This window comes from Pseudomonas sp. ES1, assembly GCF_050586605.1.
Taxonomy (GTDB): Bacteria; Pseudomonadota; Gammaproteobacteria; order Pseudomonadales; family Pseudomonadaceae; genus Aquipseudomonas; species Aquipseudomonas sichuanensis.
In genome coordinates this window covers 1-26784 of the sequence record NZ_JBOBDM010000046.1, presented here as the reverse complement: position 1 = coordinate 26784, position 26784 = coordinate 1, and the positions used below count along the sequence as shown (strand labels likewise).

The following is a 26784-nucleotide window of genomic DNA, read 5'->3' as shown; positions in this document are numbered from 1 at the left end:
GATGGTGAAGAGCGCTGTCTGAAAAAACGGTTGGAGTTGTATGAAAAAAGCGTTGGTCGCGTACGACGAATGCTCGTGAGCTGTTAATTCGGCATTAATTCCCACCCGCCATGCTTGGCCAACTGAAAAAGCCCCGTCGTTCGCATGGCCTGCCAAGGCCAGGTACTGCATTTGACGAGGTACAAGCACGTCCAAAACAATCTATTTAATCGATTATTTAGCGTTGTTTTTTGCGCTTTTTAATCAATTTAATCGGCGTAGCATTGAACCCATAGAAACAAACAACCCACTGATCCACCGGAGCAACGACCATGAAAAACAAACTGATCCTCGCCCTGACCCTCTCGGTTCTGACCACTGGCGCTTTCGCCGAAGACGGTTTCGACCGTACCAGTGCCCACACCTTCGCCGCCGTCCAGAGCCAGTCGAACAGCTACGCAGAAGATGGTTCTGATCGCACCGGTGGCCAACGCTTCGCTGAAGACGGCTTCGACCGCACCAACGGCCAACGCTTTGCCGAAGACGGCTTCGACCGCACCAATGGCCAACGCTTTGCCGAAGACGGTTTCGACCGCACCAACGGCCAACGCTTTGCCGAAGACGGTTTCGACCGCACCAACGGCCAACGCTTCGCCGAAGACGGCTTCGACCGCACCAACGGCCAACGCTTCGCCGAAAATGGCTTCGACCGCACCAACGCTCACCGCTTCAGCTGATCACTGACAGCGTGCAACCAGCCCGGCTTAGGCCGGGCTTGATCATTTCCAGCCAGGCAAAGCCTTGGCACACTAGGCGCCTCGTTCCCAACCTGGAAGGGCCTCGCGGCCTAGCGCAGATGTACTACTACGAACCCGCCAAAGGCCACGGCCTGCCCCACGACCCGTTCAACGCCATCGTCGGCCCCCGGCCCATCGGCTGGATCTCCAGCCACGACCGCGAAGGCCGCCTGAACCTGGCGCCCTACAGTTTCTTCAACGCCTTCAACTACATCCCGCCGATCATCGGTTTCTGCAGCGTCGGGCGCAAAGACAGCCTGAACAACATCGAGCAGACCGGCGAGTTCGTCTGGAACCTGGCCACCCGGCCATTGGCCGAACAAATGAACCAGAGCTGCGCCGCCGTGGCGGCGGAGGTCGACGAGTTCGTCCTCAGCGGCCTTACGCCAGCAGCCTCGAAGGTGGTCAAGGTGCCACGGGTGGGCGAGAGCCCGGTGAGTTTCGAATGCAAGGTGAGCCAGATCGTCCAGCTCAAGCGGGCCGACCAGGAAATGGTGCCCAGCTGGCTGATCCTTGGCGAAGTGGTGGCCGTGCACATTGCCGAACACCTGCTCAAGGATGGCATCTACGACACCGCTGCCGCCGAACCGATCCTGCGTGGCGGCGGCCCGGCGGATTACTTCGCATTGGGCGAGCTGTTCAAGATGAGCCGCCCGCAGGTCTGATCAGAAGATCAGCTCGCCTTCCTCACCCACGCCCTGCAGGCGTTCGAGTTCGGCGCAGGCAGCCGCGTCGGCGGCGATGGCGGAGGTGAACACCTGGCCCTCGAGGACCTTGTGGAAGCGCGGCGCACCGCCCATGTTCAGGGCCTTCACGGCAATCGCCGCGTTGTAGCCGCCGCCTTCCACCGGGACCATCGCCGAAACCGCTTCGAAGTGAGGGAATTCTTTACGTGCCATGCTGCTCTGCGCCTGTGTGATCGAGGGGCGGCATTGTACACCTGACAGGGTTGCCTGTTCCGGCCCCATCGCCGGCAAGCCGGCTCCCACATGCGGCCTAGCCGGCGACAGGGCCGCAAGATCAGGCAAAGGTATGCAGGTCCAGGCTGCTGACCACTTGCGCCTGCACCAGCTCACCAAACACGTTCAGCGTTGGCGAAGCGAAATAGCCACTCATCGCCTGCTGGTCGCACCAACTGCCGCTGAGCAGCCACAGGTCGGCATCGACTTGCGAGCGTTGCACACTGAACGCCAGGCAACCTGGCGCGCGCCGCGTAGGCTCGAGCAAGTCGCGCAGGCGTACGCCGAGTTCCGCGGAACGACCGTTACTGGCGCGGATGAACGCCAAATGGGTGACCGGTTGCTGAAGGGTCATGAACGATCTCCTTGAAGCCAGGGGCGAGAAACAGGCTGCCAAGGTTAGGGGTCGCCCCTCGCGCGACGTTAGGCCATTACTGCCGGCCGATTGCCTGATCCTGCAGCGCTGCAGGATCAGGCAATCGATCTGCAGCATCCGACTAGCGCCCGGCATTGCCCAAACCTATGCTGCGTCGGTCAGCAGAGGAAACCCGTCATGACCACTCCCCCGCCCCTCGAACCCTCCCTGGAACAGCAGCGCCAGGAGCTGGCCGGGCTGATCCTGCGCCATGCCGGTGAACCCTATGGCCCGGCCTCGCCCATCGATGACCTCTACCTCACCTGCTACCGCGAGGATATTCGCGGCATGCCCGCCCTGGCCCAGCCGGCCCTGTGCGTTCTGGCCCAGGGCAGCAAGACCCTGATCCTGGGCGATGAGCACTATGCCTACGACCCACTGAACTACATGGTGGTGTCGGTGACCCTGCCGATCAGCGGCGCGCTGCTCAAGGCCAGCCCGGAACACCCGGCCCTGGGCCTGCGGCTGGACATCGACCCGGCGCAGATCAGCCAGCTGATCGCCGAAAGCAGCCCGATGGTGGTCCCCAACCTGCCTTCCGGCCGCGGCCTGTTCGTCGAAAAAAGCGACCCGCAGCTGCTGGATGCCCTGCTGCGCCTGATCCGCCTGCTGGATACGCCGCGCGATATCCCGATCCTCGCGCCGCTGATCCGCCGCGAGATTCTCTACCGCCTGCTGCGCGGGCCGCAGGGCCACCGCCTGTACGAGATCGCCCTGTCCAACAGCCAGACCCACCGGGTGTGCCAGGCGATCAGCTGGCTCAACCAGCATTACCAGCAACCGCTGCGCATCGAAGACCTGGCGCGCGAAGTGAACCTCAGCACCTCGACCCTGCATCACCGCTTCAAGGCGGTGACTTCGATGAGCCCGTTGCAGTACCAGAAGCAGTTGCGCCTGCAAGAGGCGCGGCGGCTGATGCTCAATGACGGGCTGGAGGCGGCGGTGGCGGGGTATCGGGTGGGGTATGAGAGCCCGTCGCAGTTCAGCCGTGAATACAGCAGGCTGTATGGCGCGCCGCCAATCAGAGATGTGGCGCGGTTGCGTGCCAGCGCCGGATGAAGCGGGACCGCTGGGCGGTCCCATCGCCGGCAAGTCGCGACGGCGAACCGCAGCATGCTGAGGCTGATGCGGTCGGTGTGGGAGCTGGCTTGCCAGCGAATCGGGGGCGCAGCCCCCGCAGCAATCGCTAGCCTTGCACCACCTGCTGCCACTGCCCCTGATCCACCTGGATCAACGTCGGCCCGCGGCGCTCCACCGCCCGACCCAGCGCCGCCTGCAGCTGCGCGACATCACCCACGTTCTCGGCCTCGGCCCCCAACGCCCGCGCCACACCGACGAAGTCAGGGGTGTGGATATCCACGCCCACGGGCTCGATATCCCGGTTGACCATGTATTTCTTGATTTCCTCATACCCCTGGTTGTTCCACAGCAGCACGATCAGCGGCACCTGTGCTTCCACCGCGCTGGCCAGTTCCGGCAGGGTGAACTGCAGGCCGCCGTCACCGATCAGGCACACCGCCGGTGCTCGCCGGGCGGGCACTTCGGCGCTGCCCAGCCAGGCGCCCATGGCGGCAGGCAAGGCATAGCCGAGCGTGCCGTAGCCAGTCGACGCATTGAACCAGCGGCGTGGCTGAGCCATGTCCAGGGTCAGGTTGCCGGTATACACCGGCTGGGTCGAATCGCCGACCAGGATGGCATTGGGCAAGGTTTCCAGGATGCCGGTCAGCAGGCGCGTCTGGCTCAGGGTCACCGGGTCCCAGGTCGCCGCATTGTCCTGGCGCAGACGCGCGGCACGCGCGGCGCCCCACTCGCTGTCGCGGGGTGGCTGCGGCTGCGCTTGCAGGGCTGCGAGCAGCGCCTCGGCGGCCTGCTCGGCATCGGCCACCAGCGCCAGCTCGGGCAGGTAGTTACGCACTGTCTGGTCCGGGTCGATATCGATGCGCAGCAGGCTGCCGGGGATCTCGAAGCCGCCCTTGAACGTCACGTCGTAATCGGTCTCGGCCAGCTCGGTGCCGATGGCCAGCACCACATCGGCCTCGGCGACCAGTGCGCGGGTAGCCGGCAGCGTCTGGGTCGAACCGATCTGCAATGGGTGGTTCGCCGGCAGCAGCCCCTTGGCATTGATGGTCAGCGCCACTGGCGCCTGCAAGTGCTCGGCCAGACGGGCCAGCGCGGCGCCAGCCGCCAACGCACCGCCCCCGGCGAGAATCAGTGGCCGACGCGCCTTGGCCAGGCGCTCGGCCATCTGCCGTACCGCCTGCGGCGCAGCGCCCGCGCGGCTGGTACGGATCGGGCGCGCCGCCAACAGGTGGTCGGCAGGCTCGACCAGCACGTCCAGCGGAATCTCGATATGCACCGGGCGTGGCCGCGCGCCATCGAACACGGCAAAGGCCCGGGCCAACACCTGGGGCAGGTCATCGGCGCTCATCAGCGTTTGCGAGAAGGCTGCCACGCCCGCGACCAGGGCGGACTGGTTGGGCAGCTCATGCAACTTGCCGCGCCCGCCGCCGAGCTGGCTGCGCGACTGCACGCTGGAGATCACCAGCATCGGAATCGAGTCGGCATAGGCCTGGCCCATGGCGGTGGTGATATTGGTCATGCCTGGGCCGGTGATGATGAAGCACACCCCCGGTTTGCCGCGTGTGCGCGAGTAGCCGTCGGCCATGAACCCGGCGCCTTGCTCGTGGCGCGGGGTGATGTGGCGGATGGACGACGCCGCCAGGCCACGGTACAGCTCAACGGTATGCACACCGGGAATACCGAAGACATGGTCAACGCCATAGTCTTCGAGGAGTTTGACCAACACTTCGCCGCAGGTTGCCATGATCGAATACCCGAATCTTGTTGAAATCGGTGTTCATGGAACCAATCCGCGGCTACCGCCACAATGCAAAAAAACACATACTAGCCATGACTTCACATCATGGCTTACCACGATGAAACGCCTACCGCCCCTGCCCGCCCTGCATACCTTCCTGGTTACCGCCCAGCACTGCAATTTCACCCGCGCCGCGCAGCAGCTGCATATCACCCAGGGCGCGGTCAGCCGACAGATCGCCGGGCTCGAGGAGCACCTGGGCTACCCGTTGTTCCAGCGCCAGGCGCGTGGCCTGGCACTGACCCGCGAAGGGCAGGACTGGCTGCCGCGGGTGCAACAGATCTTCGCCCTGGTCGAGCAAGGCGTGCGCGAGGTCGGCGGGCGCAGCAGCACGTTGCAGCTCAAGGCGCCAACCTGCGTGATGCGCTGGCTGTTGCCACGCCTGATGGAGTGGCAGGCCTTGCGCCCGGACGTGCCGGTGGAGCTGACCACCACGGTGCAGCACGGGGTGGACTTCCGCCATGAAGGCTTCGATGCGGCCGTGGTGTATGGCGCTGTGCCGAACCATGGGCTGCAGGTGCGCAAACTGTTCGATGAGCAACTCACGCCGGTCTGTGCGCCCTCGCTGCTGAACGGGCCATTGCCGCTGCAGCAGTTGCAGGACCTGTCGCGGCACATGCTGCTGCACCCCTCGCGGGATGAACATGACTGGCGGCTGTGGTTGCAGGCGGCGGGAGCCGGGTTCGAGCCGCAAGGGCCGAAGCAGCATTTCGAGACGCTGGACATGGCGATGGCCATGGCTTCCCAGGGCACGGGGATCGCCATCGGCGATTGGGCGCTGATCGGCGATGACCTGCGCAGCGGGCGGTTGTGCATGCCGTTCGGGCTGAAGGTGACGACCGGGAAAGGGTATTACCTGGTGAGCCCGTCGAAGACCATGGCGGCGGGGTTGGTCGAATTGATGGAGTGGCTGCAGGGGCGTGCCCGGCACTAGAACGCCGGGGGCGCGTTGCGCCCCGCTGAGCCTTGTGTTGCTTGCTCTGGCCTCATCGCTGGCAAGCCAGCTCCCACATGGATCGTGTGTCTCTCAAGGCCGGCACTGTACCTGTGGGAGCCGGCTTGCCGGCGATAGGGCCAATACAGGCGACTCAGTAACCGACGGTGAACCGCGTCTTCGAGTGCGCCGGCTTCTCCAGCTCATCGATCATCGCGATCGCATAGTCGGCGAAGGTGATCCAGCTCTTGCCCTCGGCACCGATCAACAGGTGATCCTTGCCCAGTTTGTAGTGCCCGCTGCGCTCCCCCTCAACGAACTCCGCCGACGGCGACAGGAAGGTCCAGTCCAGCGCCGGCTCCTGGCGCAGCGCATCGAGGAATCGCACGCCGCCATTGGCCTCAGCCTTGTAGGCCTCGGGGAAGTCCGGGCTGTCGATCACCCGCTGCCCGGACGGCAGCAGCAGGCTGCCGGCACCGCCCACCACCAGCAGGCGCTTCACGCCGGCACGCTTGACCGGCTCGATGACGGCCTGGGGTTCAAGGGTGGAGAAATGCGCGGCGCTCAGCACGGCGTCGCAGCCGCTGACCGCCGCCTGCAGGGCGGCGCTGTCCTTGGCGTCCAGCGCCTTGACGGTCACGCCTTCCCGGCCTTGCAGCTTCGATGGATCACGGGCGATGGCGACCACGCTGTGGCCACGGCGCAGGGCCTCTTCCAGCAGTTGGCTGCCGGCACGCCCGGTGGCGCCGATGATTGCGATCTTGCTCATGGGAAACACTCCAACAGGTTGAATGGGATTACCACTTCATCTCGCCCTTGGCGACCTTGGCCCCTAGTTCCAGGGAGCTTTCGTCGGCCAGGTTCGGGTAGCGCTTTTTCATTGCCGCGATCAGTGCGTCGGCGTTGCCGGCCTTGGCGGTTTCGGTATCGAAGTCACGAATGTAGTTGGCGGTGAAGCGCACGGCCTCCAGCGAACGGCTGCTGTCGCCCAGGTAGTGCCCGGGGACCACGGTGCGCGGCGCCAGTTGCTCAATCCTGGCCAGGGTACCCAGCCAGTCGGCGTGGGATTGCGCGGTCTGGGTGTCGGCCATCCACACATGGATGTGCTCGGACACCACCACACCACCCACCACGGCCTTGATCGACGGGATCCAGACAAAGCTGCGGTCCGGCTGCGGGCCATCCAGGCCGACGACTTCCAGCGCCTGGCCTTCAAGCTTCAGCTGATTGCCGTCGAGCACTTGTGGCACGACCAGCTTGGCCGGTTTGTCGGCGCCCATTTGCGGGCCCCAATAGGCGAGCTTGGCATCCATGGTGTTGCGGATATGGGCAACGGTGGCGGCCGACGCGACCACTCGGGCCTTGGGGAACGCCTGGGTGAGCGTGTCCAGGCCGAAGTAGTAGTCCGGGTCACCGTGGCTGATATAGATGGTGGTCAGCTGCTTGCCGCTCTTGCGCAGGCGCTCGACCACCTGTTCGGCCTGGCCCTTGCCGAATTGCGCATCGACCAGGATCGCGTCGTGTTCACCACTGACGATCACCGAGCTGACCGGGAAGATGGCGTCGTGGCCAGGGTTGTAGACATCGAGCTTGAGCGGTTCGCCAGCCATGGCCTGGCCAGCGAGGGTGACGCAGGCCAGCAGCAGGCCGCGCAGGGGCGTGAACAGTGACATGGGTGCTTCCTGATGAGTGAGTCGATGGAACACAGCTTAGTTGCCCGATTCAATACAAAAAATGCGATGCTGCGACATAGTTCATTTCTGAAATCGGGCAAATCATGGACCGTCTCAACGCCATGCGCGTCTTCGTCACCGTCGTCGACCTGGGCAGCCAGTCTGCAGCGGCGGATCACCTGGAGCTTTCCCGGCCAGTGGTGTCGCGCTACCTGGCGGAGCTGGAGGACTGGGTCGGCGCCCGGCTGATGCAGCGCACCACGCGCAAGCTCAGCCTGACCGCCGCCGGGCAGGAGACATTGCCGCGCTGCCGGCAACTGCTGGAACTGGCCGGCGACCTGCAACACGCCGTGCGCCAGCCCGATGATGCCCCCCGCGGCGAGCTGCGCATCAGCGTCAGCACCTCGTTCGGCCAGGCTCAACTGGTGGATGCGCTGGCGGCCTACGTCAAGCGCTACCCCGGGGTGAAGGTGGAGCTGCAGATGCTCGATCGCACCGTCAACCTGGTGGACGAACGCATCGACCTGGCGATCCGCACCAGCAACGACGTCGACCCCAACCTGATCGCCCGGCGCCTGAGCGTGTGCCGCTCGGTGGTCTGCGCCAGCCCCGCGTACCTGCGCGAACACGGAACACCCGCGCGGGTGGAGGAACTGAGCGAGCACAACTGCCTGACCCATGCCTATTTCGGCCATAGCCTGTGGCATTTCGAGGTGGGCGGGCAGAGTGTCGCCGTGCCGGTACAGGGCAATATCAGCGCCAACGAGGCCATGACCCTGCAGAAGGCCGCGCTGGCCAGCGCCGGTATCGCCATGCTGCCCACCTACCAGGCGGCCAGTGCGCTGCGCAGCGGCGAACTGGTGCGCCTGTTGCCCGAGGCACGGCCACGGGAGCTGAACCTGAACGCGGTGTACACGTCGCGCAAGCACATGCCGGCGACCTTGCGCAGCATGCTGGATTTTCTGGTGGAGCGGTTTGGGGATGAGCCGGAGTGGGATCGGGGGTTGGGGCTTTAGGGGTGGGTGGGTGCCAGGTGTAGGGCGATAGCCTTGCAGCGCCTATCAGATCGAGCGCCGCCCGCGCGGCGCTTCGCGGGTAAACCCGCTCCCACAGTTTGTTTTGGGCCAATGAGTCCTGTGAAAGTACCGCTGCCCGCTTTGGTGTATGTCTTGAGCCCTGTGAGGCAGCCTAGGCGCCCACGCTGAAATTGTGCCGAGCAAACAAGGCGGACCAGGCAATGGCACAGGAGAGACTGGCCCGAAACAAACTGTGGGAGCGGGTTTACCCGCGAAGCGCCGCGCGGGCGGCGCTCGATCTCATAGGCGCTGCAAATCGTGAACGGTTCACCCCGCCAGCACGCGGTCCCACCGGCAATGATGCCAGTGCAGATATCCAAGCCGGGCCTATGCTTACCGTTATCACCTGTTACAACAACAGGAGGTAAGCACCATGAGTATCAAGTCCAGGCGTTGCGCGCTGGTCTTTGCCTTGGCCGCCGTCGTGGGGCTCTACGGTTCGGCCTGTTGGCGGGTCGAGCTGCTACGCAGCCAACCCAACACCGCAGCCAGTTGCGCGCAGGAACACTGCGTGCCCCACACCGCAACTTTAAGTGCCGTCAGATAAAGCGACGGCGCCGCGCGCCGGTCACTCCTCGACGCTCATGTATTCCTTGGCCCAACGGATGTAGTCCTCCGGCTGGGTGTAGGTGTGCGAGAGCTCGGTGGCGTTGAGGCTGTCCGACTTGTGCTGCTGGCCACGCTGCAGGCGCAGGCAGTCGTAGGTGGCCTTGATCGCGGCGAAGTAGGCGGCGTGACCGTCGACCACGATGCGCACGCCCAGGCGCGCCAAGCGCTCGTCGTCACGCAGGTTCGGGTTGCCGTAGGTGACCAGCATCAGCGGCACGCTCAGGTGCTCGGCGATCTGCTCCAGCTGCTCGAAGTCCTTGACCCCCACCATGCAGATGCCATCGGCACCGGCCTTCTGGTAGCTCTGGGTGCGCACGATGATTTCTTCGGTGCTCAGCACCCCGGCGTTGGTCCGGGCGATGATCGCCATGGCCGAATCGACTCGGGCCTCCAGGGCAGCGCGGATCTTGCCGACGCCCTCTTCCACCGGGATCAGGTCAGTGGACTTGCGGCCGAACTGAGCCGGCAGCAAGGTATCCTCGATGGTCAGGGCGGCAACCCCGGCACGCTCCAGTTCGATCACCGTGCGCATGACGTTGAGGGCATTGCCGTAGCCATGGTCGGCATCGGCGAGTACCGGCAGTTGGGCAACGCGGCCAATACGGGTGGCTTGCTCGACGAACTCGCTGAGGGTGATCAGGGCAAAGTCCGGCGCGGCCAGTACCTGCAACGAGGCAACCGAGCCGCCGAGAATGCCGACTTCAAAGCCAAGGTCGGCGGCGATGCGCGCAGACATGGGGTCGAAGACCGAGGCGGTGTGATAGCACGAACCTGAAGCGAGCAGTTCGCGGAAGGCAAAACGCAGATCGTGGTGGGAAGCCTTGGGCATGATCACTCCGCTTGTAATAAGAAATGTTGAACGGCTGACAACCGACCCCTGTATCGGGTCTACCTGACTGATCCAACCGTCGCCATCGGTGCGGTCATGCTCGTCATGCAGGCAGAGGAATAAAAGGTGTGGAAATACAGCAACGCGAAACCCTGTGGCAAAACGCTGCACCATGCTGGTGCAAGCCCCGGATTTCAGCCTCTGCAGCCTTTGCACGATATCACGCAGCCATGCAGCACTGGATGAATGCGCCAATGCCGATCTTGCATAGGGGATGCACAGAGTACATAGGAAGCTACTCAACTCAGGTTATAATCAGGCCACTCCGAATGAGCTGATCACAACCAGGTAGCCACCGTGACCGCCGCCCTGCCCCCTACCGTTCTGCGCAGCGTACTGACCGCCCTGATGCTGGCGATCTTCCTCGGTGCCCTCGACCAGACCATCGTCGCCGTGTCGCTGCCGGCGATTTCCGCCCAGTTCAACGATGTCGGCCTGCTGGCCTGGGTCATCTCCGGCTACATGGTGGCCATGACCATCGCCGTGCCGATCTACGGCAAGCTCGGCGACCTGTATGGCCGGCGGCGCATGATCCTCACCGGCACCGCGCTGTTCACCCTCGCCTCGGTCGCCTGCGGCCTGGCCCAGGACATGCCGCAGCTGGTGCTGGCGCGGGTGCTGCAGGGCATCGGCGCAGGCGGCATGGTATCGGTAAGCCAGGCGATCATCGGCGACTTCGTGCCACCGCGTGAACGCGGCCGCTACCAAGGCTATTTCAGCAGCATGTACGCCCTGGCCAGTGTCGCCGGGCCGGTGCTGGGCGGCTGGCTGACCGAGTACCTGTCGTGGCGCTGGGTGTTCTGGATCAACCTGCCGCTGGGGCTGGTGGCGCTGTGGGCGATCCACCGTGCCCTCGACGGGTTGTCGGTGAAACGCCGCGAGGTGCAGGTGGACTACCTGGGCGCGGTGTTGATGATCATTGGCCTGGGCAGCTTGCTGCTGGGCATCACCCTGGTCGGCCAGGGGCATGCCTGGCAGTCGACGCCGGTACTGTTGCTGCTGGGCTGCGCGCTGCTCGGGCTGCTGGTGTTCGTCACCCACGAGCGACGTTGCCGGGAGCCACTGCTGCCGATGAGCCTGTTCGGCAACCGGGTCGCGGTGCTGTGCTGGTGCGTGATCTTCTTCGCCAGCTTCCAGTCGATATCGCTGACCATGCTCATGCCCCTGCGTTACCAGGGCATCACCGGGGCCGGCGCCGACAGCGCCGCACTGCACCTGCTGCCGCTGGCCATGGGGCTGCCTATCGGCGCGTTCACCGGTGGGCGCATGACCAGCCGCACCGGGCGTTTCAAGCCACAGATCCTGACCGGCGCGCTGCTGATGCCGGTTGCCATCGCCGCCATGGCCCTGACACCACCGCAATCGGGTTGGCTCAGCGCGCTGTTCATGCTGCTGACCGGGATCGCCTGCGGGTTGCAGTTCCCCACTTCGCTGGTGGGTACCCAGAGTGCAGTGGAGGCGAAGGACATCGGCGTGGCCACCAGCACCACCAACCTGTTCCGCTCGCTGGGTGGGGCGATGGGGGTGGCGTGCATGTCCAGCCTGCTGCTGGCGTTTTTGCAACAGGGTGGTTTCGAGCTGCTGGGCAATCCCCTGCTGAGTAGCCTCAAGGCAGGTGAAGCGGACCCTGAGACCCAGGCGCGGTTGCTGGAAACGTTCAGGAATCTGTTGCTGGCCAGTGCAGGGGCTTCGCTGCTTGGGTTGCTGGCGGCGCTGGCGTTGCCGGATCGGCAGTTGCGCGGGCGCTGAGATCGCCGGGGGCGCTTTGCGCCCCTTTCGCTGGCAAGCCAGCTCCCACAAGGATTGCACCGCCCCTGTGGGAGCTGGCTTACCAGCGATAGGGCCGCAACGCGGCCCCACTGTTAATCTCCCTTTAATCCATGGGAAAAAGACTCCCTCACAATCCTTCACAAAGTGTCATTTGCGCAGGCTTGGGCTCAAGCGCAGCATATCCAGCCCGGTGTCCACCCACTTTTCGGCATCGCGCAGCAGGTCGAAACTGTCCGGCAGCAGCAACCAGCGCCCGATCAGGCCATCAACGTAGGCAAACATCGCCACCGCAGCACGGTCGCAATCGAGGTCGGCAGGCAATTGCCCACGCCGCACGGCATTGGTCAGGGTCAGGGCGATGCCTACATGGCAGTCGAGTACTGCGCTCTGGCGTTGCTGGCGAATCTCACACATGTCATCGGTGAACTCGCACTTGTGGTGCAGGATTTCATTGATACGCCGGGTTCGGGCATCCAGCACCAGCTGGTTGAACACTTGCAGTAACAATTTGCGCATGCAACCCAGCGGGTCGAGTTCATCCTCGCTCTCACTGGCCCGGGCCAGGTGGTCGTGGGTTTCGTGCAGGCAGTCGAGCAGCGCCTGGACCAGGTCGGCCTTGTTGCTGAAATGCCAGTAGATCGCGCCACGGGTCACCCCCGCGAGCTCAGCGATATCGGCCAGTGTGGTTCGCGCAACCCCGCGCTTGTAGAAGGCCTTTTCCGCCGCCTCGATGATCTGGGCGCGGGTTTCCTGGGCTTCTTCTTTGGTTCGACGGACCATGGCAACACAACCTCTTCAGGCCCCGCACGCACTTCTGGCGGGCGGGAATCAGGCCGGGGTCGCCTCTTCAGGGGCCGTTCCCGGGGTAATTGAGCGGTACGCGGTGGAGGGGTATGCAATCCACCGGCGGTATTTACAAACAAGCATGAATGTAAGTATATTCGGTAGCAAGCTATTAATCCACCGGATAGCGTTTTTCTGACAAGACACTTCCACTATTCTTGAGCTCCCTTGCTCCAGCGACCCGAGGATCCTCATGCAATTCAAGCCAGCCGTAACCGCCCTGGTTTCCGCCGTGGCCCTGGCAACCCTGCTCAGTGGCTGTAAGAAAGAAGAAGCCGCGCCTGCGCCGCAGGCTCCTCTGGTCGGCGTCGTCACCGTTCAACCCCAGTCCTTCACCCTGACCTCGGAACTGCCGGGGCGCACCACGGCCTACCGCATCGCCGAAGTCCGCCCGCAGGTCAATGGCATCATCCTCAAGCGCCTGTTCAAGGAAGGCAGCGACGTCAAGGAAGGGCAGCAGCTCTACCAGATCGACCCCGCCGTCTACGAGGCCAACCTGGCCAACGCCCAGGCCAACCTGCAGGCTACCCGCTCGCTGGCCGAACGCTACAAGCAACTGATCGACGAGCAGGCCGTCTCCAAGCAGGAATACGACGACGCCAATGCCAAACGATTGCAGGCCGAGGCAGCACTCAAAAGCGCCCAGATCGACCTGCGCTACACCAAGGTACTGGCACCGATCAGCGGTCGCGTCGGCCGTTCCTCGGTCACCGAAGGCGCGCTGGTGAGCAATGGCCAGACCAACGCCATGGCCACCATCCAGCAACTCGACCCGGTATACGTCGACGTCACCCAGTCCACCGCCGAGCTGCTCAAGCTGCGCCGTGACCTGGAAAGCGGCCAGTTGCAGAAGGCCGGTGACAACGCCGCGCAAGTGCAGCTGGTGCTCGAAGACGGCAGCCTGTTCAAGCAGCAGGGCCGCCTGGAGTTCTCGGAGGTCGCGGTCGACGAAACCACCGGTTCCGTGACCCTGCGCGCGATCTTCCCCAACCCCGACCACACCCTGCTGCCGGGCATGTTCGTGCACGCCCGCCTCAAGGCCGGGGTCAATGCCAACGCCATCCTGGTCCCGCAACAGGGCGTGACCCGCGACCTCAAGGGCGCGCCGACCGCACTGGTGGTCAACCAGGAAAACAAGGTCGAACTGCGCCAGCTCAAGGCCAGCCGTACCCTGGGCAGCGACTGGTTGATCGAGGAAGGCCTGAACCCGGGTGACCGCCTGATTACCGAAGGCCTGCAATACGTACGCCCAGGCGTCGAGGTCAAGGTCAGCGAAGCCACCAACGTCAAGAAGCCGGCCGGCCCCGATCAGGCCAACGCGGCGAAAGCAGACGCCAAAGCGGAGTAAACCATGTCGAAGTTCTTTATCGATCGCCCGATCTTCGCCTGGGTGATCGCCCTGGTGATCATGCTGGTCGGCGCCTTGTCGATCCTGAAGCTGCCGATCAACCAGTACCCGAGCATCGCGCCGCCGGCCATCGCCATCGCCGTGACCTACCCGGGCGCCTCGGCGCAGACGGTGCAGGACACCGTGGTGCAGGTGATCGAGCAGCAGCTCAACGGTATCGACAACCTGCGTTATGTGTCGTCGGAAAGTAACTCCGACGGCAGCATGACCATTACTGCCACCTTCGAGCAGGGCACCAACGCCGACACCGCGCAGGTGCAGGTGCAGAACAAGCTCAACCTGGCCACCCCGCTGCTGCCGCAGGAAGTGCAGCAGCAAGGTATCCGCGTCACCAAGGCTGTGAAGAACTTCCTGCTGGTGATCGGCCTGGTGTCCGAAGACGGCGGCATGACCAAGGACGACCTGGCCAACTACATCGTCTCCAACATGCAGGACCCGATCTCGCGGACCGCAGGCGTGGGTGACTTCCAGGTGTTCGGTGCACAGTACGCCATGCGTATCTGGCTCGATCCGGCCAAGCTCAACAAGTTCCAGCTGACCCCGGTCGACGTGCGCACCGCGGTTGCCGCGCAGAACGTGCAGGTGTCGTCCGGCCAGCTCGGCGGCCTGCCGGCCCTGCCGGGCACCCAGCTCAACGCCACCATCATCGGCAAGACCCGCCTGCAGACCGCCGAGCAGTTCGAAAAGATCCTGCTCAAGGTCAACAGCGACGGCTCCCAGGTACGCCTGAGAGACGTCGCACAAGTCGGTCTGGGCGGCGAGAACTACGCCGTCAGCGCCCAGTTCAACGGCAAGCCCGCCTCGGGCCTTGCCGTGAAGCTGGCCACCGGCGCCAACGCCCTGGATACCGCCAAGGCACTGCGCAAGACCATCAGCGACCTGGAACCCTTCTTCCCGCCTGGCGTGAAAGCGGTGTTCCCGTATGACACCACCCCGGTGGTCACCGAATCGATCAGCGGAGTTATCCACACCCTGATCGAGGCCGTGGTCCTGGTGTTCCTGGTGATGTACCTGTTCCTGCAGAACTTCCGCGCCACCATCATTACCACCATGACCGTACCCGTGGTGTTGCTGGGTACCTTCGGCATCCTGGCGGCGGCCGGTTTCAGCATCAACACCCTGACCATGTTCGCCATGGTGCTGGCCATCGGCTTGCTGGTGGACGATGCCATCGTCGTGGTGGAGAACGTCGAACGGGTCATGTCCGAGGAGGGCTTGCCGCCCAAGGAGGCGACCAAGCGCTCGATGGAGCAGATCCAGGGCGCGCTGGTGGGTATTGCCCTGGTGCTGTCGGCGGTACTGCTGCCCATGGCCTTCTTCGGCGGCTCCACCGGTGTGATCTACCGTCAGTTCTCGATCACCATCGTCTCGGCCATGGGCCTGTCGGTACTGGTCGCGCTGATCTTCACCCCGGCCTTGTGCGCCACCATGCTCAAGCCGCTGAAGAAGGGCGAGCACCATGTGGCCAAGCGCGGTTTCTTCGGCTGGTTCAACCGCAACTTCGACCGCAGCGTGGTCGGCTACGAGCGCAGCGTCGGTGCCATCCTGCGCAACAAGGTGCCGTTCCTGCTGGCCTATGCGCTGATCGTGGTCGGCATGATCTGGCTGTTCGCCCGCATCCCCACCGCGTTCCTGCCCGAGGAAGACCAGGGCGTGCTGTTCGCCCAGGTGCAGACCCCGGCCGGCTCCAGTGCCGAGCGCACCCAGGTGGTGGTCGACCAGATGCGCGAATACCTGCTCAAGGAAGAAGCCGACACCGTGGCTTCGGTGTTCACCGTGAACGGCTTCAACTTCGCCGGCCGCGGCCAGAGCTCGGGCATGGCGTTCATCATGCTCAAGCCGTGGGGCGAACGTTCGGCCGAGAACAGCGTGTTCAAGCTGTCGCAACGCGCCCAGCAGCACTTCTTCAGCTTCCGTGACGCGATGGTGTTCGCCTTCGCCCCGCCTGCAGTGCTGGAGCTGGGTAACGCCACCGGCTTCGACGTGTTCCTGCAGGACCGCGCCGGCGTCGGCCACGCCAAGCTGATGGAAGCGCGCAACCAGTTCCTGGCCAAGGCCGCGCAGAGCAAGATCCTCAGCGCTGTGCGCCCGAACGGCCTGAACGACGAACCGCAGTACCAGCTGACCATCGATGACGAACGCGCCAGCGCCCTGGGCGTGACCATCGCCGACATCAACAGCACCCTGTCGATCGCCCTCGGCGGCAACTACGTCAACGACTTCATCGACCGTGGCCGGGTCAAGAAGGTCTACATCCAGGGCGCGCCCAACGCGCGGATGAGCCCGGAAGACCTGCAGAAATGGTACGTGCGCAATGGCGCCGGCGAGATGGTGCCGTTCTCCTCGTTCGCCAAGGGCGAATGGGCCTACGGCTCGCCGAAACTGTCGCGCTACAACGGTGTTGAAGCGGTCGAGATCCTCGGTGCCCCGGCCCCAGGCTACTCCACCGGTGAAGCCATGGCCGAAGTCGAGCGCATCGCCGGCGAACTGCCAGCCGGTATCGGCTACTCCTGGACCGGCATGTCCTACGAGGAAAAACTCTCCGGCTCGCAAATGCCGGCGCTGTTCGCCCTCTCGGTCCTGTTCGTGTTCCTCTGCCTGGCAGCGTTGTACGAAAGCTGGTCGATCCCGATCGCCGTGGTCCTGGTAGTACCCCTGGGCATCATCGGTGCGCTGATCGCCACCAGCATGCGCGGGCTGTCCAACGACGTGTACTTCCTGGTCGGCCTGTTGACCACCATCGGCCTGGCGGCCAAGAACGCGATCCTGATCGTCGAATTCGCCAAGGAACTGCACGAGCAGGGCCGCAGCCTGTACGACGCCGCCATCGAGGCGTGCCGCATGCGTCTGCGCCCTATCATCATGACCTCCCTGGCGTTCATCCTCGGCGTGGTACCGTTGACCATCGCCAGTGGCGCGGGCGCCGGCAGCCAGCATGCCATCGGCACCGGGGTGATCGGCGGCATGATCAGTGCGACCGTGCTGGCCATCTTCTGGGTACCGCTGTTCTTCGTAGCAGTGTCGTCGCTGTTCGGCAGTAAAGAGCCGAAAGCCGACGCCACCCCTGAAACTCCACGTTATGAGGCTGGGCAATGACCAAGTCTTTGCTGTCCCTGGCGGTTACCGCCTTCATTCTCGGCGGCTGCTCGCTGATCCCTGACTACCAGACGCCGGAAGCGCCAGTCGCCGCGCAGTGGCCGCAAGGCCCTGCGTACTCGCCGACCGAAACCGCCAACGTCGCCGCTGCCGAACAGGGCTGGCGCCAGTTCTTCCACGACCCGGCGCTGCAGCAGCTGATCCAGAGCTCGCTGGAAAACAACCGCGACCTGCGCGTGGCAGCATTGAACATCGATGCCTACCGCGCCCAGTACCGCATCGCCCGTGCCGACCTGTACCCGGCTGTTTCTGCCAATGGCAGCGGCAGCCGTCAGCGGGTACCGGGGAACGTGTCGCAAACCGGTGAGGCAGACATCACCAGCCAGTACTCGGCAACGATCGGCGTCAGTGCCTACGAGCTGGACCTTTTCGGCCGCGTACGCAGCCTGAGCCAGCAGGCCCTGGAAACCTACCTGTCCAGCGAACAGGCGCGCCGCTCCACGCAGATCAGCCTGGTGGCCAGCGTGGCCAACGCCTATTACACCTGGCAGGCCGACCAGGCGCTGCTCAAGCTGACCCAGGAAACCCTGAAAACCTACGAAGAGAGCTACAACCTCACTCGCCGCAGCAACGAGGTGGGTGTGGCGTCGGCGCTCGACGTCAGCCAGGCACGCACCGCCGTGGAAGGCGCCCGGGTCAAGTACGCGCAGTACCAGCGCCTGGTCGCCCAGGACCTCAACAGCCTGACCGTGCTGGTGGGTACCGGCGTGCCGGCCAGCCTGCCCAAGCCGCTGGAGCTCAACGCCGACCAGCTGGCCGAAGTGCCAGCGGGCCTGCCGTCCGACCTGCTGCAACGGCGCCCGGACATCCAGGAAGCCGAGCACCTGCTCAAGGCCGCCAACGCCAACATCGGCGCCGCCCGCGCTGCGTTCTTCCCGAGCATCAGCCTGACCGCCAACGCCGGGACCCTGAGCCCGGACATGGGCGGCCTGTTCAAGGGTGGCTCTGGCACCTGGCTGTTCCAGCCGCAGATCAACCTGCCGATCTTCAACGCCGGCAGCCTGAAGGCGAGCCTGGACTACTCGAAGATCCAGAAGGACATCAACGTCGCCAAGTACGAAAAGACCATCCAGACCGCCTTCCAGGAAGTCGCCGATGGCCTGGCCGCACGCAAGACGTTCGAAGAGCAGTTGCAGGCGCAGCGTGACCTGGTGGCCGCCAACCAGGATTACTACCGCCTGGCCGAGCGCCGTTACCGCATCGGCATCGACAGCAACCTGACCTTCCTCGATGCCCAGCGCAACCTGTTCAGCGCCCAGCAGTCGCTGATCGGCGATCGCCTGTCGCAGCTGGTCAGCGAGGTCAACCTGTACAAGGCCCTCGGTGGCGGCTGGTACGAGCAGACCAACCAGCAAGCGTCGGTACAGTCGCCAAAAGGCTGATCACACCGGCAACAGCATCAAGCCCACCCTCGCGGTGGGCTTTTTGTTTGCCGGGAGTTTCTACCGGCCTTTCGCCGGCAAGCCGGCTCCCACAGGAGCAGCGCACGGCTTGAGTTTGGTGCGATCGGGGTGGGAGCCGGCTTGCCGGCGATGCGGCCTGATGCCCGAACATTACGTTCGATAATCGCCCCATTCCGCTTGCGGCGAATTGCCTCGCCCCCACCCTCCCACGCACCATCGCCCACGCAACGTTGCACAAGTTCTCACAAAGACGCCCGTCCCCTGCGGCCCGCACCCGCAGCGCCCCGGCTCGCCCAATAAAAACAAGAGATCCACGACAGATGAGCACTTTGCACCCCGCACGCCAGCTGCTGCCCGGCCTGTTGGCCATGTCCTGCGCCCTGCCCGCCCTGGCCGCCGAAAGCGGCTTTTTCGAGGACGCCAAGGCCAGCCTCAACCTGCGCAACTTCTACATCAACCGCAACTTCGTCGACCCGGCCAACCCCCAGGGCAAGGCCGAGGAATGGACCCAGAGCTTCATCCTCGACGCCCGCTCCGGCTTCACCCAGGGCACCGTCGGTTTCGGCCTGGATGTGCTGGGCCTGTATTCGCAGAAGCTCGACGGCGGCAAAGGCACCGCCGGCACCCAACTGCTGCCGGTGCACGACGATGGCCGCCCGGCCGATGACTTCGGCCGCCTGGGCGTGGCGTTCAAGGCGCGCCTGTCGCAGACCGAACTGAAGGTCGGCGAATGGATGCCAGTGCTGCCGATCCTGCGTTCCGACGACGGCCGCTCGCTGCCGCAGACCTTCCGTGGCGGCCAGCTCACCTCCAAGGAAATCGATGGCCTCACCTTGTATGGCGGCCAGTTCCGTGGCAACAGCCCGCGCAACGACGCAAGCATGGAAGACATGTTCATGCAGGGCCGCGCCGCCGCTACCTCCGACCGCTTCAACTTCGCTGGCGGTGAATACACCTTCAACGACAAGCGCACGATGATTGGGCTGTGGGATGCGCAACTCAAAGACATCTACCGCCAGCAGTACCTCAACCTGGTGCACAGCCAGCCATTGGGCGACTGGACCCTGGGCGCCAACCTCGGTTACTTCATCGGCAAGGAAGATGGCAGCGAACGCGCCGGCGAGCTGGACAACCGCACCGCTTCGGCCCTGCTCTCGGCACGCTACAAGGGGCATACCTTCTACGTTGGCCTGCAAAAGGTCAGCGGCGACGACGCCTGGATGCGAGTCAACGGCACCAGCGGCGGCACCCTGGCCAACGACAGCTACAACTCAAGCTTCGACAACGCCAAGGAACGCTCCTGGCAGGTGCGTCACGACTTCAATTTCGTCAGCGTCGGTGTTCCTGGGCTGACCTTGATGAACCGCTATATCAAGGGCGACAACGTGCACACCAGCGCAGTGAACGACGGCAAGGAATGGGCGCGGGAGACCGAGCTGGCTTATGTAGTGCAGTCCGGTGCGTTCAAGGATCTGTCGCTGAAGTGGCGCAACTCCACCATGCGCAGGGACTACAGCACCAACGCATTCGATGAAAACCGGTTGATCGTGAGCTATCCGCTGAACCTGCTCTAGCAGGTCCGGCCTCTTCGCGGGTAAACCCGCTCCCACAGGATTGGTGAGAAACCTGTGGGAGCGGGTTTACCCGCGAAGAGGTCGGCAATGACAACAAAGAACAAAAATGCATATATAAATCAAATAACATTCTTTGACGCTATATGTAACAAAAGCTAAAACCGAGCCCTGATCCCCGCACCAGAGCCCGAGCATGGACCTCCGCCAACTGCGCTATTTCATCGCCCTCACCGAGTACCGCAGTTTCGTCCGCGCCGCCGAAGCCATGGGCATCACCCAACCGGCATTCAGCCGGGCCATCCAGAACCTCGAGCAGACCCTCGGCTGCACCCTGGTCGACCGTGGCAACAAAGCCCTGCCCCCCACCCCCGAAGGCCAAGTGGTGCTGCAACACGCCCGCCGCCTGGTGCAAGGCGCCGCCCAGTTGAACAACGAGGTGTCGCAGATGACCAAGCTCGACGCCGGCGAACTGCACTTCGGTAGTGGCCCGGCCCTGGCGGTGCGCCTGGTGCCCGAGGCCTTGCAGCAGTTCATCGAGCGCCACCCCGGCATCCGCACGCAACTGCTGGTGGACAACGCCGAGCGCCTGGGCCAGGCCCTGCGCCGCGAGCAGATCGAGTTCTTCGTCGATGACATCCGCCCGTTCGAGGCCGACCCGAACTTTCACACCGAACCGCTCAACCCACGCCCCGGCCTGTTCTTCTGCCGCCCCGGGCACCCGCTGCTGGCCAAGGACAGCCTGTCGACCAACGACCTGTTCGCCTACCCCTTGGCCTGCGCCCTGCTCGCCCCCGGGGTACGCAAGCGCCTGGCCAACCTCAGCGGGCGCAACGACTTCACCCCGCACCTGCAAACCGAGCACCTGGCGGTGCTGCGCAGCGTGGTGCTGGCCAGCGACGCGGTCGGCAGCGCCAGCGAAGAAGCGGTGGCCGAAGACCTGGCCGCCGGCACCCTGGTGCGCCTGCACTGGCGCAACCTGCCGCCGGGGCTGGAGGTGCTGAGCGTGCGTTGCGGGGTGGTCAGCCGCAGCGGCTATCGCCTGTCGCCGGCGGCACGGGCGATGATCGAGACCCTGGTCAGCCTGGATGCTGAGCCATTGCCCGCAGCCGCGGCGCATCGACAATCTCCACCTCGCCGTAGCCCAGGCGTACCACGCCGGACTGTTCGAGGTTCCTGAGAATCTGGTTGATGGTCTGGCGCGACAGCGACAGCATCAGCGCCAGCTGCTCCTGGGACAGTTGCAGGCGCCACTGGGCGATATCGCGCTCGCCATAACCCTCGGCGATCTGCAGCAGGCGGTGGGCGACCCGCGGCGCTGCGGCCAGCAGGCTCTGCTGCTCCAGGGCGACGAATACCCAGCGCAGCTTGTGGCTCATCAGCAGCGCCAACTCGCGCCAGTGCTGCGGTTCACGCGCCAACCACTCGAGCAAAGGCGCCTGGGGCAGCCACAGTAATCGTGTAGCCCCTTCCGCGAAGGCGTCATGGGTGCGTGGCTGGCCATCGAACAGGCTGATCTCGCCGAACCAGTACGGCGCTTCGACCAAGGTCAACAGCGCCTCCTTGCCCTCGCTGCTCACCGCCCCCACCCGCATCGCCCCGTCGAGCACCGCATACAGCCCGCACGGCGCATCGCCACGCTGGAACAGGCATTGCCCTGGCGCCAGCTCGCGGGTTCGGGCCAGGGCCAGCAGGCTATCCTGAACCTTGGTGGGCAACTGCCGGAACCATTGCCCGTGCAGCAACTGGGGACGCAGATCGTGCATGGCACCTCGCAAAGCGGACTCTGTCGGCCAGGCGACAGACGACAACGAATGGACGGGGCAAGCTGCGCCTACCCCTGATGGAGGAACAACAATGAAAAACCTCGTCGAACACCTGAGTCAATACGCCGCCTATCATCGCGACCCGCGCAATATCACCACCCACTTCGTCGGTATTCCGTTGATCGTGCTGGCGGTGAGCATCCTGCTGTCGCGGCCCGGCTGGGACGTGGCAGGTCTGTGGCTGTCACCGGCATTGCTGCTGGCCACCTGGTCGGTGTGGTTCTACCTGCGCCTGGACCTGCGTTTCGGCCTGGTGATGGGGCTGTTGCTGGGGCTGTGCCTGTGGGCCGGCCAGGCCTTGGCCGTGCAGGCCACCGGGCTGTGGCTGAGCGCCGGGCTGGGGGCGTTTGTGGTGGGCTGGATCATCCAGTTTGTCGGGCATGCTTACGAAGGGCGCAAGCCGGCGTTTGTCGATGATGTCAGCGGGCTGATCATCGGGCCGTTGTTCGTGGTGGCGGAGCTGGCGTTCATGGCCGGATTGTGTGGCGATCTGAAGAAAGCCGTGGAGGCCAATGCCGGGCCCGTGGCCATCCGCCAGAAGAAAGCCGCAGTCTGACGATGGCATTACGTGGGCTTCATCGCTGGCAAGCCAGCTCCCACAGGTGCAGCAGATGCCGGCCCCCGTGGGAGCCGGCTTGCCGGCGATGACGGCGACACCGATTCACCTCACTGCCGCGACTCGACCCCCAACTCATCCCACACCGACTCCGCCAGGTGGAAGGTGGCATTGGCCGCCGGGATGCCGCAGTAGATCGCACTCTGCATGATCACTTCCTTGATCTCTTCGCGCGTCACGCCATTGTTGGCCGCCGCGCGCAGGTGCAGTTTGAGCTCTTCGTTGCGGTTCATGCCGATCAGCATGGCGATGGTGATCAGGCTGCGGGTATGCCGTGGCAGCCCCGGGCGGGTCCAGATATCACCCCAGGCATGGCGGGTGATCATTTCCTGGAACTCGCCGTTGAAGTCGTTGAGCTTCTCCAGGCTGCGGTCGACATGGGCATCGCCCAGCACCGCGCGGCGCACCTGCATGCCGGCGTCGTAGCGTTGTTTCTCATCCATGGCGTATGTCCTCAGCGAGCCAGCAAAAAATCGAGCACGCGGTCACTGAACGGCGCACCGACCTCGACGTTGGACAGGTGCGCCGCCGGGAACTCGGCGTAATCGGCACCCGGGATGCCAGCCTGCATGAACCGGCCATGCTCCGGCGTGGTGACCACATCGGCGCTACCGGCGACGACCAGGGTCGGCACCTGGATGTGCTGGAGCTGGTCACGGAAATCGGCATCCCGCACAGCGGCGCAGTTGCCGGCGTAACCGGCAGGCGAGGTGTGCGCCAGCATCTCGGTTATGCGTTGGGCAATGGCCGGCTCGGCCGCGGCGAACGCCGGGGTGAACCAGCGCGCAATGGACGCATCACGCAGGTCACGCATGGCCTGCTGGCCGCCCTTGAGCACGGTGTCGATGCGGGTGTTCCACACCTCGTCATTGGCGATTTTCGCCGCCGTGTTGCACAGGGTCAGGCTGAGCAGGCGGGCGCCTGCGTTGATACCCAGCCACTGGCCGATCAGGCCGCCCATGGACAGGCCGACGAAGTGGGCCTTGGGGATATCCAGGGCGTCGAGCAGCGCCAGCACATCGTTACCCAGCTGTTCGATGCTGTAGGGCCCTTCGCTGACCACCGAGGCACCGTGGCCACGGGTGTCGTAACGCAGCACGCGAAAGTGTTCGCTCCATGCCGGGACCTGCGTGTCCCACATGCCAAGGTCGGTACCCAGCGAGTTGGACAACACCAGCACCGGGGCATGCGCCGGGCCGTCGAGTTGGTAATGCAGTACGCCATCGGCCAGTTGCACGTGCGCCACAGCGGTCTCCTTCAGGCAATGAAACGTTGATGTTCGGCCACGGCACGCGCCACCCAGACACGGGCCTGGCCGAGGTAATGGGCAGGGTCGAGCAGGCGGTCGAGTTCGTCGGCGGACAACTCGGCGCTGACCTGGGGTTCGTCACCGAGCACGGCGCGCAGGTGGCGTTGCTCGGCCACCGCGCGCTGGCAGCAGTGCTCCAGCAGATGATGGGCGCGATCGCGGCCCAGGCGCTGGGCCAGGACGATGCTGACGGCTTCGGCCAGCACCAGCCCCTGGGTGAGGTCGAGGTTGCGGCGCATGCGTGGGGCGTCCACTTCCATGCCCTCGGCGATCACCTGGGCCTGGCGCAGGGCGCCGGACACCAGGCAGCAGATTTCCGGCAGGGTTTCCCATTCGGCGTGCCACAGGCCCAGGCTGCGTTCGTGCTCCTGGGGCATGGCGCTGAACAGCGTCGAAACCAGCCCCGGCACACGGGTGGCGGCGCCGATCAGCACCGCCGCCCCCACCGGGTTGCGCTTGTGCGGCATGGTCGAGGAGCCGCCCTTGCCCGGCGCTGAGGGTTCGAACAACTCGCCCGCCTCGGTCTGCATCAACAGGCTGACATCACGGCCGAACTTGCCCAGGCTGCCGGCGATCAGGCCCAGCACCGAGGCAAATTCCACCAGGCGGTCGCGCTGGGTGTGCCAGGGTTGCTCGGGCAACGTCAGTTGCAGCTGTTCGGCCAAGGCTTCGGCCACTGGCAAGGCCTTGCTGCCCAGCGCCGCGAGGCTGCCGGAGGCACCGCCGAACTGCAGCACCAGCAAGCGCGGGCGCAGCTCCTTCAAGCGCTGGCGATGACGGGTCAGGGCGCCGAGCACACCGGCCAGCTTCATCCCCAGGGTCACTGGCGTGGCGTGCTGCAACCAGGTGCGGCCCACCAGTGGCGTGTCGGCATGCTGCAGGGCCTGGCGGGCCAAGGTGTCGGCCAAGCTGCCGAGGTCGCTTTCGATCAGCGTCAGCGCCGCACGCAGTTGCAGCACCAGGCCAGTGTCCATCGCGTCCTGGCTGGTGGCGCCCAGGTGCACATAGCGCTCGGCCTCGGGCACGCCACTGGCGATAACCCTGCCCAAGGCCTTGACCAGCGGGATCGCCGAGTTACCAGCAGTGGCGATGGCATCGGCCAATGCCCGCACGTCGTAGCGCTCGGCCTTGCAGGCGGCCTCGATCGCCGGCACCACGGCGTGTGGCACCAGCCCGGCGGCGGCTTCGGCACGGGCCAGGGCCGCCTCGAAATCGAGCATGCCCTGCAGCCGGCCCCGATCGGAAAAGACCTCGCGCATGGCCGGGGCGGTGAAGTAGGCGTCGAACAGTTGGTTGCTCATGCAACGTCCTTAGTGATCATCGTGCAGGTACTGCGCCTGCTTGGGCAGGCGCAGGCTGAACAGGAAGGCCACCGCCATCATGGCGGTCACGTACCAGTAGAAGGTGTTCTCCATGCCCAGGGTCTTCAAGCCCAGGGCCACGTACTCGGCCGAACCGCCGAACACCGCGTTGGCGATCGCATAGGCCAACCCTACCCCCAGCGCCCGCACCTGCGGCGGGAACATCTCGGCCTTCACCAGGCCGCTGATCGAGGTGTAGAAACTGACGATGCACAGTGCCAGGGTCACCAGCACGAAGGCCATGAACGGGCTGCTCACGGTCTTCAACGCCATCAGCAGCGGCACGGTGAACAGCGTGCCCAGAGCGCCGAACAGCAGCATCGAGTTACGCCGGCCAATGCGGTCGGAGAGCATGCCAAACACCGGCTGCAGGATCATGAACAGGAACAGCGCGCCGGTCATCACGAAACTGGCGCTCTTGGCGTTCATGCCGGCGGTGTTAACCAGGTACTTCTGCATGTAGGTGGTGAAGGTGTAGAAGATCAGCGAGCCGCCGGCGGTATAGCCCAGCACGGTGATGAAGGCGGCGGCGTGGTTGCGCAGCAGGCCACTGACCGAGCCTGCGTCCTTGTCCTGGCGAGTCTCGGCGCTGCTGGTTTCTTCCAGGGAGCGGCGCAGCACCAGCGAGATCAGCGCGGCAACCGCACCAACCACGAACGGGATACGCCAGCCGTAGGCGCGCAGTTCTTCCTCGCTCAGCAACTGCTGCAGGATCACCACCACCAGCACCGCCAGCAACTGGCCGCCGATCAGGGTGACGTACTGGAACGAGGCAAAGAAGCCGCGCTGGCCGCGCAGGGCCACTTCGCTCATGTAGGTGGCGGTGGTGCCGTACTCGCCGCCCACCGACAGGCCCTGGATCAGCCGCGCCAACAGCAGCAGCGCCGGCGCCCAGGCTCCGATGCTGGCATAGGTCGGCAGGCAGGCAATGATCAAGGAGCCGAAACACATCATCAGCACCGAGGTCATCAACGAATTCTTGCGCCCGTGACGGTCGGCCAAGCGGCCGAAGATCCAGCCGCCGATGGGCCGCATCAGGAAGCCCGCGGCGAACACCCCGGCCGTGTTGAGCAACTGCACCGTGGGGTCGTCGGAGGGGAAGAAGGCCGGGGCAAAATAGATGGCGCAAAAGGCGTAGACATAGAAGTCGAACCATTCCACCAGGTTGCCCGAGGAGGCACCGACGATGGCGAAGATGCGTTTGCTGCGTTCTTCGCCGGTGTAATAGGTTGAGGTCATGGTGCGTTTACTCCTGGAGGGTCACAGGTAATTCTAGACATACCTGGTTACACACTCGTTCCGCCTTTGGCCG

Annotated in this window: 24 protein-coding genes; 12 read left to right on the top strand and 12 right to left on the bottom strand. The window is 64.7% G+C overall.

Going from position 1 to position 26784, the window contains the following annotated elements; all coding sequences use genetic code 11:
• Positions 1-311 precede the first annotated feature (311 nt).
• Both ACQ4N9_RS18740 and ACQ4N9_RS18735 read left to right on the top strand, forming a co-directional pair.
• A complete protein-coding gene (locus tag ACQ4N9_RS18740) occupies positions 312-716 on the top strand; it encodes a heme utilization protein (RefSeq protein WP_258705785.1) in 405 nt (134 codons plus the stop codon).
• A gap of 119 nt (positions 717-835) precedes the next feature.
• The gene (locus tag ACQ4N9_RS18735; RefSeq protein ID WP_125462782.1) at positions 836-1441 is read left to right on the top strand and encodes a flavin reductase family protein; all 606 of its coding nucleotides are present in this window, start codon (positions 836-838) and stop codon (positions 1439-1441) included.
• Here the strand turns inward: ACQ4N9_RS18735 and ACQ4N9_RS18730 are convergent, their stop codons facing one another.
• Both ACQ4N9_RS18730 and ACQ4N9_RS18725 read right to left on the bottom strand, forming a co-directional pair.
• On the bottom strand, positions 1442-1675 hold the full coding sequence (locus ACQ4N9_RS18730; protein ID WP_110993798.1) for a hypothetical protein: 234 nt from the start codon (positions 1673-1675) through the stop codon (positions 1442-1444). It abuts the gene before it with no gap.
• A 121-nt stretch (positions 1676-1796) separates the two neighbouring features.
• Positions 1797-2090: an antibiotic biosynthesis monooxygenase family protein gene (locus tag ACQ4N9_RS18725; RefSeq protein WP_110993751.1), complete on the bottom strand. Its 294-nt coding sequence runs from the start codon at positions 2088-2090 to the stop codon at positions 1797-1799.
• Between the two features lie 198 nt (positions 2091-2288).
• Here ACQ4N9_RS18725 and ACQ4N9_RS18720 point away from each other — a divergent pair, with 198 nt between their 5' ends.
• Entirely contained in the window at positions 2289-3209 is a 921-nt protein-coding gene (locus ACQ4N9_RS18720) for an AraC family transcriptional regulator (protein ID WP_110993750.1), read from the top strand.
• A 127-nt stretch (positions 3210-3336) separates the two neighbouring features.
• On the opposite strand, the gene ACQ4N9_RS18715 is transcribed toward ACQ4N9_RS18720, so the two are convergent.
• Complete coding sequence (locus ACQ4N9_RS18715) at positions 3337-4974, bottom strand: 5-guanidino-2-oxopentanoate decarboxylase (RefSeq protein WP_390967143.1); 1638 nt, start codon at positions 4972-4974, stop codon at positions 3337-3339.
• A 112-nt stretch (positions 4975-5086) separates the two neighbouring features.
• Between ACQ4N9_RS18715 and ACQ4N9_RS18710 the strand changes: the two genes are divergently transcribed.
• Positions 5087-5962 (top strand): LysR substrate-binding domain-containing protein, encoded by an 876-nt coding sequence (locus ACQ4N9_RS18710; protein ID WP_390967142.1) that lies wholly within the window; start codon positions 5087-5089, stop codon positions 5960-5962.
• A 154-nt stretch (positions 5963-6116) separates the two neighbouring features.
• Here ACQ4N9_RS18710 and ACQ4N9_RS18705 read toward each other — a convergent pair whose 3' ends face one another.
• Together ACQ4N9_RS18705 and ACQ4N9_RS18700 are read right to left on the bottom strand one after the other, a co-directional pair.
• Entirely contained in the window at positions 6117-6731 is a 615-nt protein-coding gene (locus tag ACQ4N9_RS18705; protein WP_390967141.1) for an NAD(P)-dependent oxidoreductase, read from the bottom strand.
• Between the two features lie 28 nt (positions 6732-6759).
• Positions 6760-7635 carry an MBL fold metallo-hydrolase gene (locus tag ACQ4N9_RS18700; RefSeq protein WP_390967140.1) on the bottom strand — a complete coding sequence of 292 codons (876 nt, stop codon included), beginning with the start codon at positions 7633-7635 and terminating at the stop codon, positions 6760-6762.
• Positions 7636-7739: 104 nt separating this feature from the next.
• Here ACQ4N9_RS18700 and ACQ4N9_RS18695 point away from each other — a divergent pair, with 104 nt between their 5' ends.
• Positions 7740-8651, top strand: a complete 912-nt coding sequence (locus tag ACQ4N9_RS18695; protein ID WP_390967139.1) for a LysR family transcriptional regulator — start codon at positions 7740-7742, stop codon at positions 8649-8651.
• 628 nt (positions 8652-9279) lie between these two features.
• Here ACQ4N9_RS18695 and ACQ4N9_RS18690 read toward each other — a convergent pair.
• The gene (locus ACQ4N9_RS18690; protein ID WP_390967138.1) at positions 9280-10149 is read right to left on the bottom strand and encodes an isocitrate lyase/PEP mutase family protein; all 870 of its coding nucleotides are present in this window, start codon (positions 10147-10149) and stop codon (positions 9280-9282) included.
• 357 nt (positions 10150-10506) lie between these two features.
• Between ACQ4N9_RS18690 and ACQ4N9_RS18685 the strand changes: the two genes are divergently transcribed.
• Positions 10507-11958, top strand: coding sequence for an MDR family MFS transporter (locus tag ACQ4N9_RS18685; protein WP_390967137.1), 1452 nt, complete (start codon positions 10507-10509; stop codon positions 11956-11958).
• Positions 11959-12126: 168 nt separating this feature from the next.
• Here ACQ4N9_RS18685 and ACQ4N9_RS18680 read toward each other — a convergent pair whose 3' ends face one another.
• Positions 12127-12759 carry a TetR family transcriptional regulator gene (locus tag ACQ4N9_RS18680; protein ID WP_258645094.1) on the bottom strand — a complete coding sequence of 211 codons (633 nt, stop codon included), beginning with the start codon at positions 12757-12759 and terminating at the stop codon, positions 12127-12129.
• 256 nt (positions 12760-13015) lie between these two features.
• Here ACQ4N9_RS18680 and ttgA point away from each other — a divergent pair, with 256 nt between their 5' ends.
• The 5 genes from ttgA (at position 13016) to ACQ4N9_RS18655 (ending at position 21540) form a co-directional block, all read left to right on the top strand.
• Complete coding sequence (gene ttgA / locus ACQ4N9_RS18675) at positions 13016-14170, top strand: toluene efflux RND transporter periplasmic adaptor subunit TtgA (RefSeq protein WP_125857575.1); 1155 nt, start codon at positions 13016-13018, stop codon at positions 14168-14170.
• Between the two features lie 3 nt (positions 14171-14173).
• Positions 14174-17326, top strand: a complete 3153-nt coding sequence (gene ttgB, locus ACQ4N9_RS18670) for a multidrug efflux RND transporter permease subunit TtgB (protein WP_258645091.1) — start codon at positions 14174-14176, stop codon at positions 17324-17326.
• Entirely contained in the window at positions 17323-18768 is a 1446-nt protein-coding gene (locus ACQ4N9_RS18665) for an AdeC/AdeK/OprM family multidrug efflux complex outer membrane factor (protein WP_390967135.1), read from the top strand. Before ttgB ends, ACQ4N9_RS18665 begins: the two co-directional genes overlap by 4 nt.
• Positions 18769-19109: 341 nt before the next feature.
• Complete coding sequence (locus tag ACQ4N9_RS18660) at positions 19110-20363, top strand: OprD family porin (RefSeq protein ID WP_390967134.1); 1254 nt, start codon at positions 19110-19112, stop codon at positions 20361-20363.
• 193 nt (positions 20364-20556) lie between these two features.
• A complete protein-coding gene (locus tag ACQ4N9_RS18655; protein WP_390967133.1) occupies positions 20557-21540 on the top strand; it encodes a LysR family transcriptional regulator in 984 nt (327 codons plus the stop codon).
• On the opposite strand, the gene ACQ4N9_RS18650 is transcribed toward ACQ4N9_RS18655, so the two are convergent.
• Positions 21440-22126 carry a Crp/Fnr family transcriptional regulator gene (locus ACQ4N9_RS18650; protein WP_390967132.1) on the bottom strand — a complete coding sequence of 229 codons (687 nt, stop codon included), beginning with the start codon at positions 22124-22126 and terminating at the stop codon, positions 21440-21442. The two genes, ACQ4N9_RS18655 and ACQ4N9_RS18650, sit on opposite strands and share 101 nt — an antisense overlap.
• 91 nt (positions 22127-22217) lie before the next feature.
• Here ACQ4N9_RS18650 and ACQ4N9_RS18645 point away from each other — a divergent pair, with 91 nt between their 5' ends.
• Complete coding sequence (locus ACQ4N9_RS18645) at positions 22218-22742, top strand: DUF962 domain-containing protein (RefSeq protein WP_125857569.1); 525 nt, start codon at positions 22218-22220, stop codon at positions 22740-22742.
• Positions 22743-22852: 110 nt separating this feature from the next.
• Here ACQ4N9_RS18645 and pcaC read toward each other — a convergent pair whose 3' ends face one another.
• Genes pcaC through ACQ4N9_RS18625 form a run of 4 tightly spaced genes read right to left on the bottom strand, consistent with a single transcriptional unit; the run spans position 22853 to position 26711 of the window.
• The gene (gene pcaC / locus ACQ4N9_RS18640) at positions 22853-23245 is read right to left on the bottom strand and encodes a 4-carboxymuconolactone decarboxylase (protein ID WP_125462767.1); all 393 of its coding nucleotides are present in this window, start codon (positions 23243-23245) and stop codon (positions 22853-22855) included.
• A gap of 11 nt (positions 23246-23256) precedes the next feature.
• Complete coding sequence (gene pcaD / locus ACQ4N9_RS18635; protein WP_390967131.1) at positions 23257-24048, bottom strand: 3-oxoadipate enol-lactonase; 792 nt, start codon at positions 24046-24048, stop codon at positions 23257-23259.
• An 11-nt stretch (positions 24049-24059) separates the two neighbouring features.
• Positions 24060-25412 carry a 3-carboxy-cis,cis-muconate cycloisomerase gene (locus tag ACQ4N9_RS18630; protein ID WP_390967130.1) on the bottom strand — a complete coding sequence of 451 codons (1353 nt, stop codon included), beginning with the start codon at positions 25410-25412 and terminating at the stop codon, positions 24060-24062.
• A 9-nt stretch (positions 25413-25421) separates the two neighbouring features.
• Complete coding sequence (locus tag ACQ4N9_RS18625; RefSeq protein WP_125857566.1) at positions 25422-26711, bottom strand: MFS family transporter; 1290 nt, start codon at positions 26709-26711, stop codon at positions 25422-25424.
• Between the last annotated feature and the right edge of the window lie 73 nt (positions 26712-26784).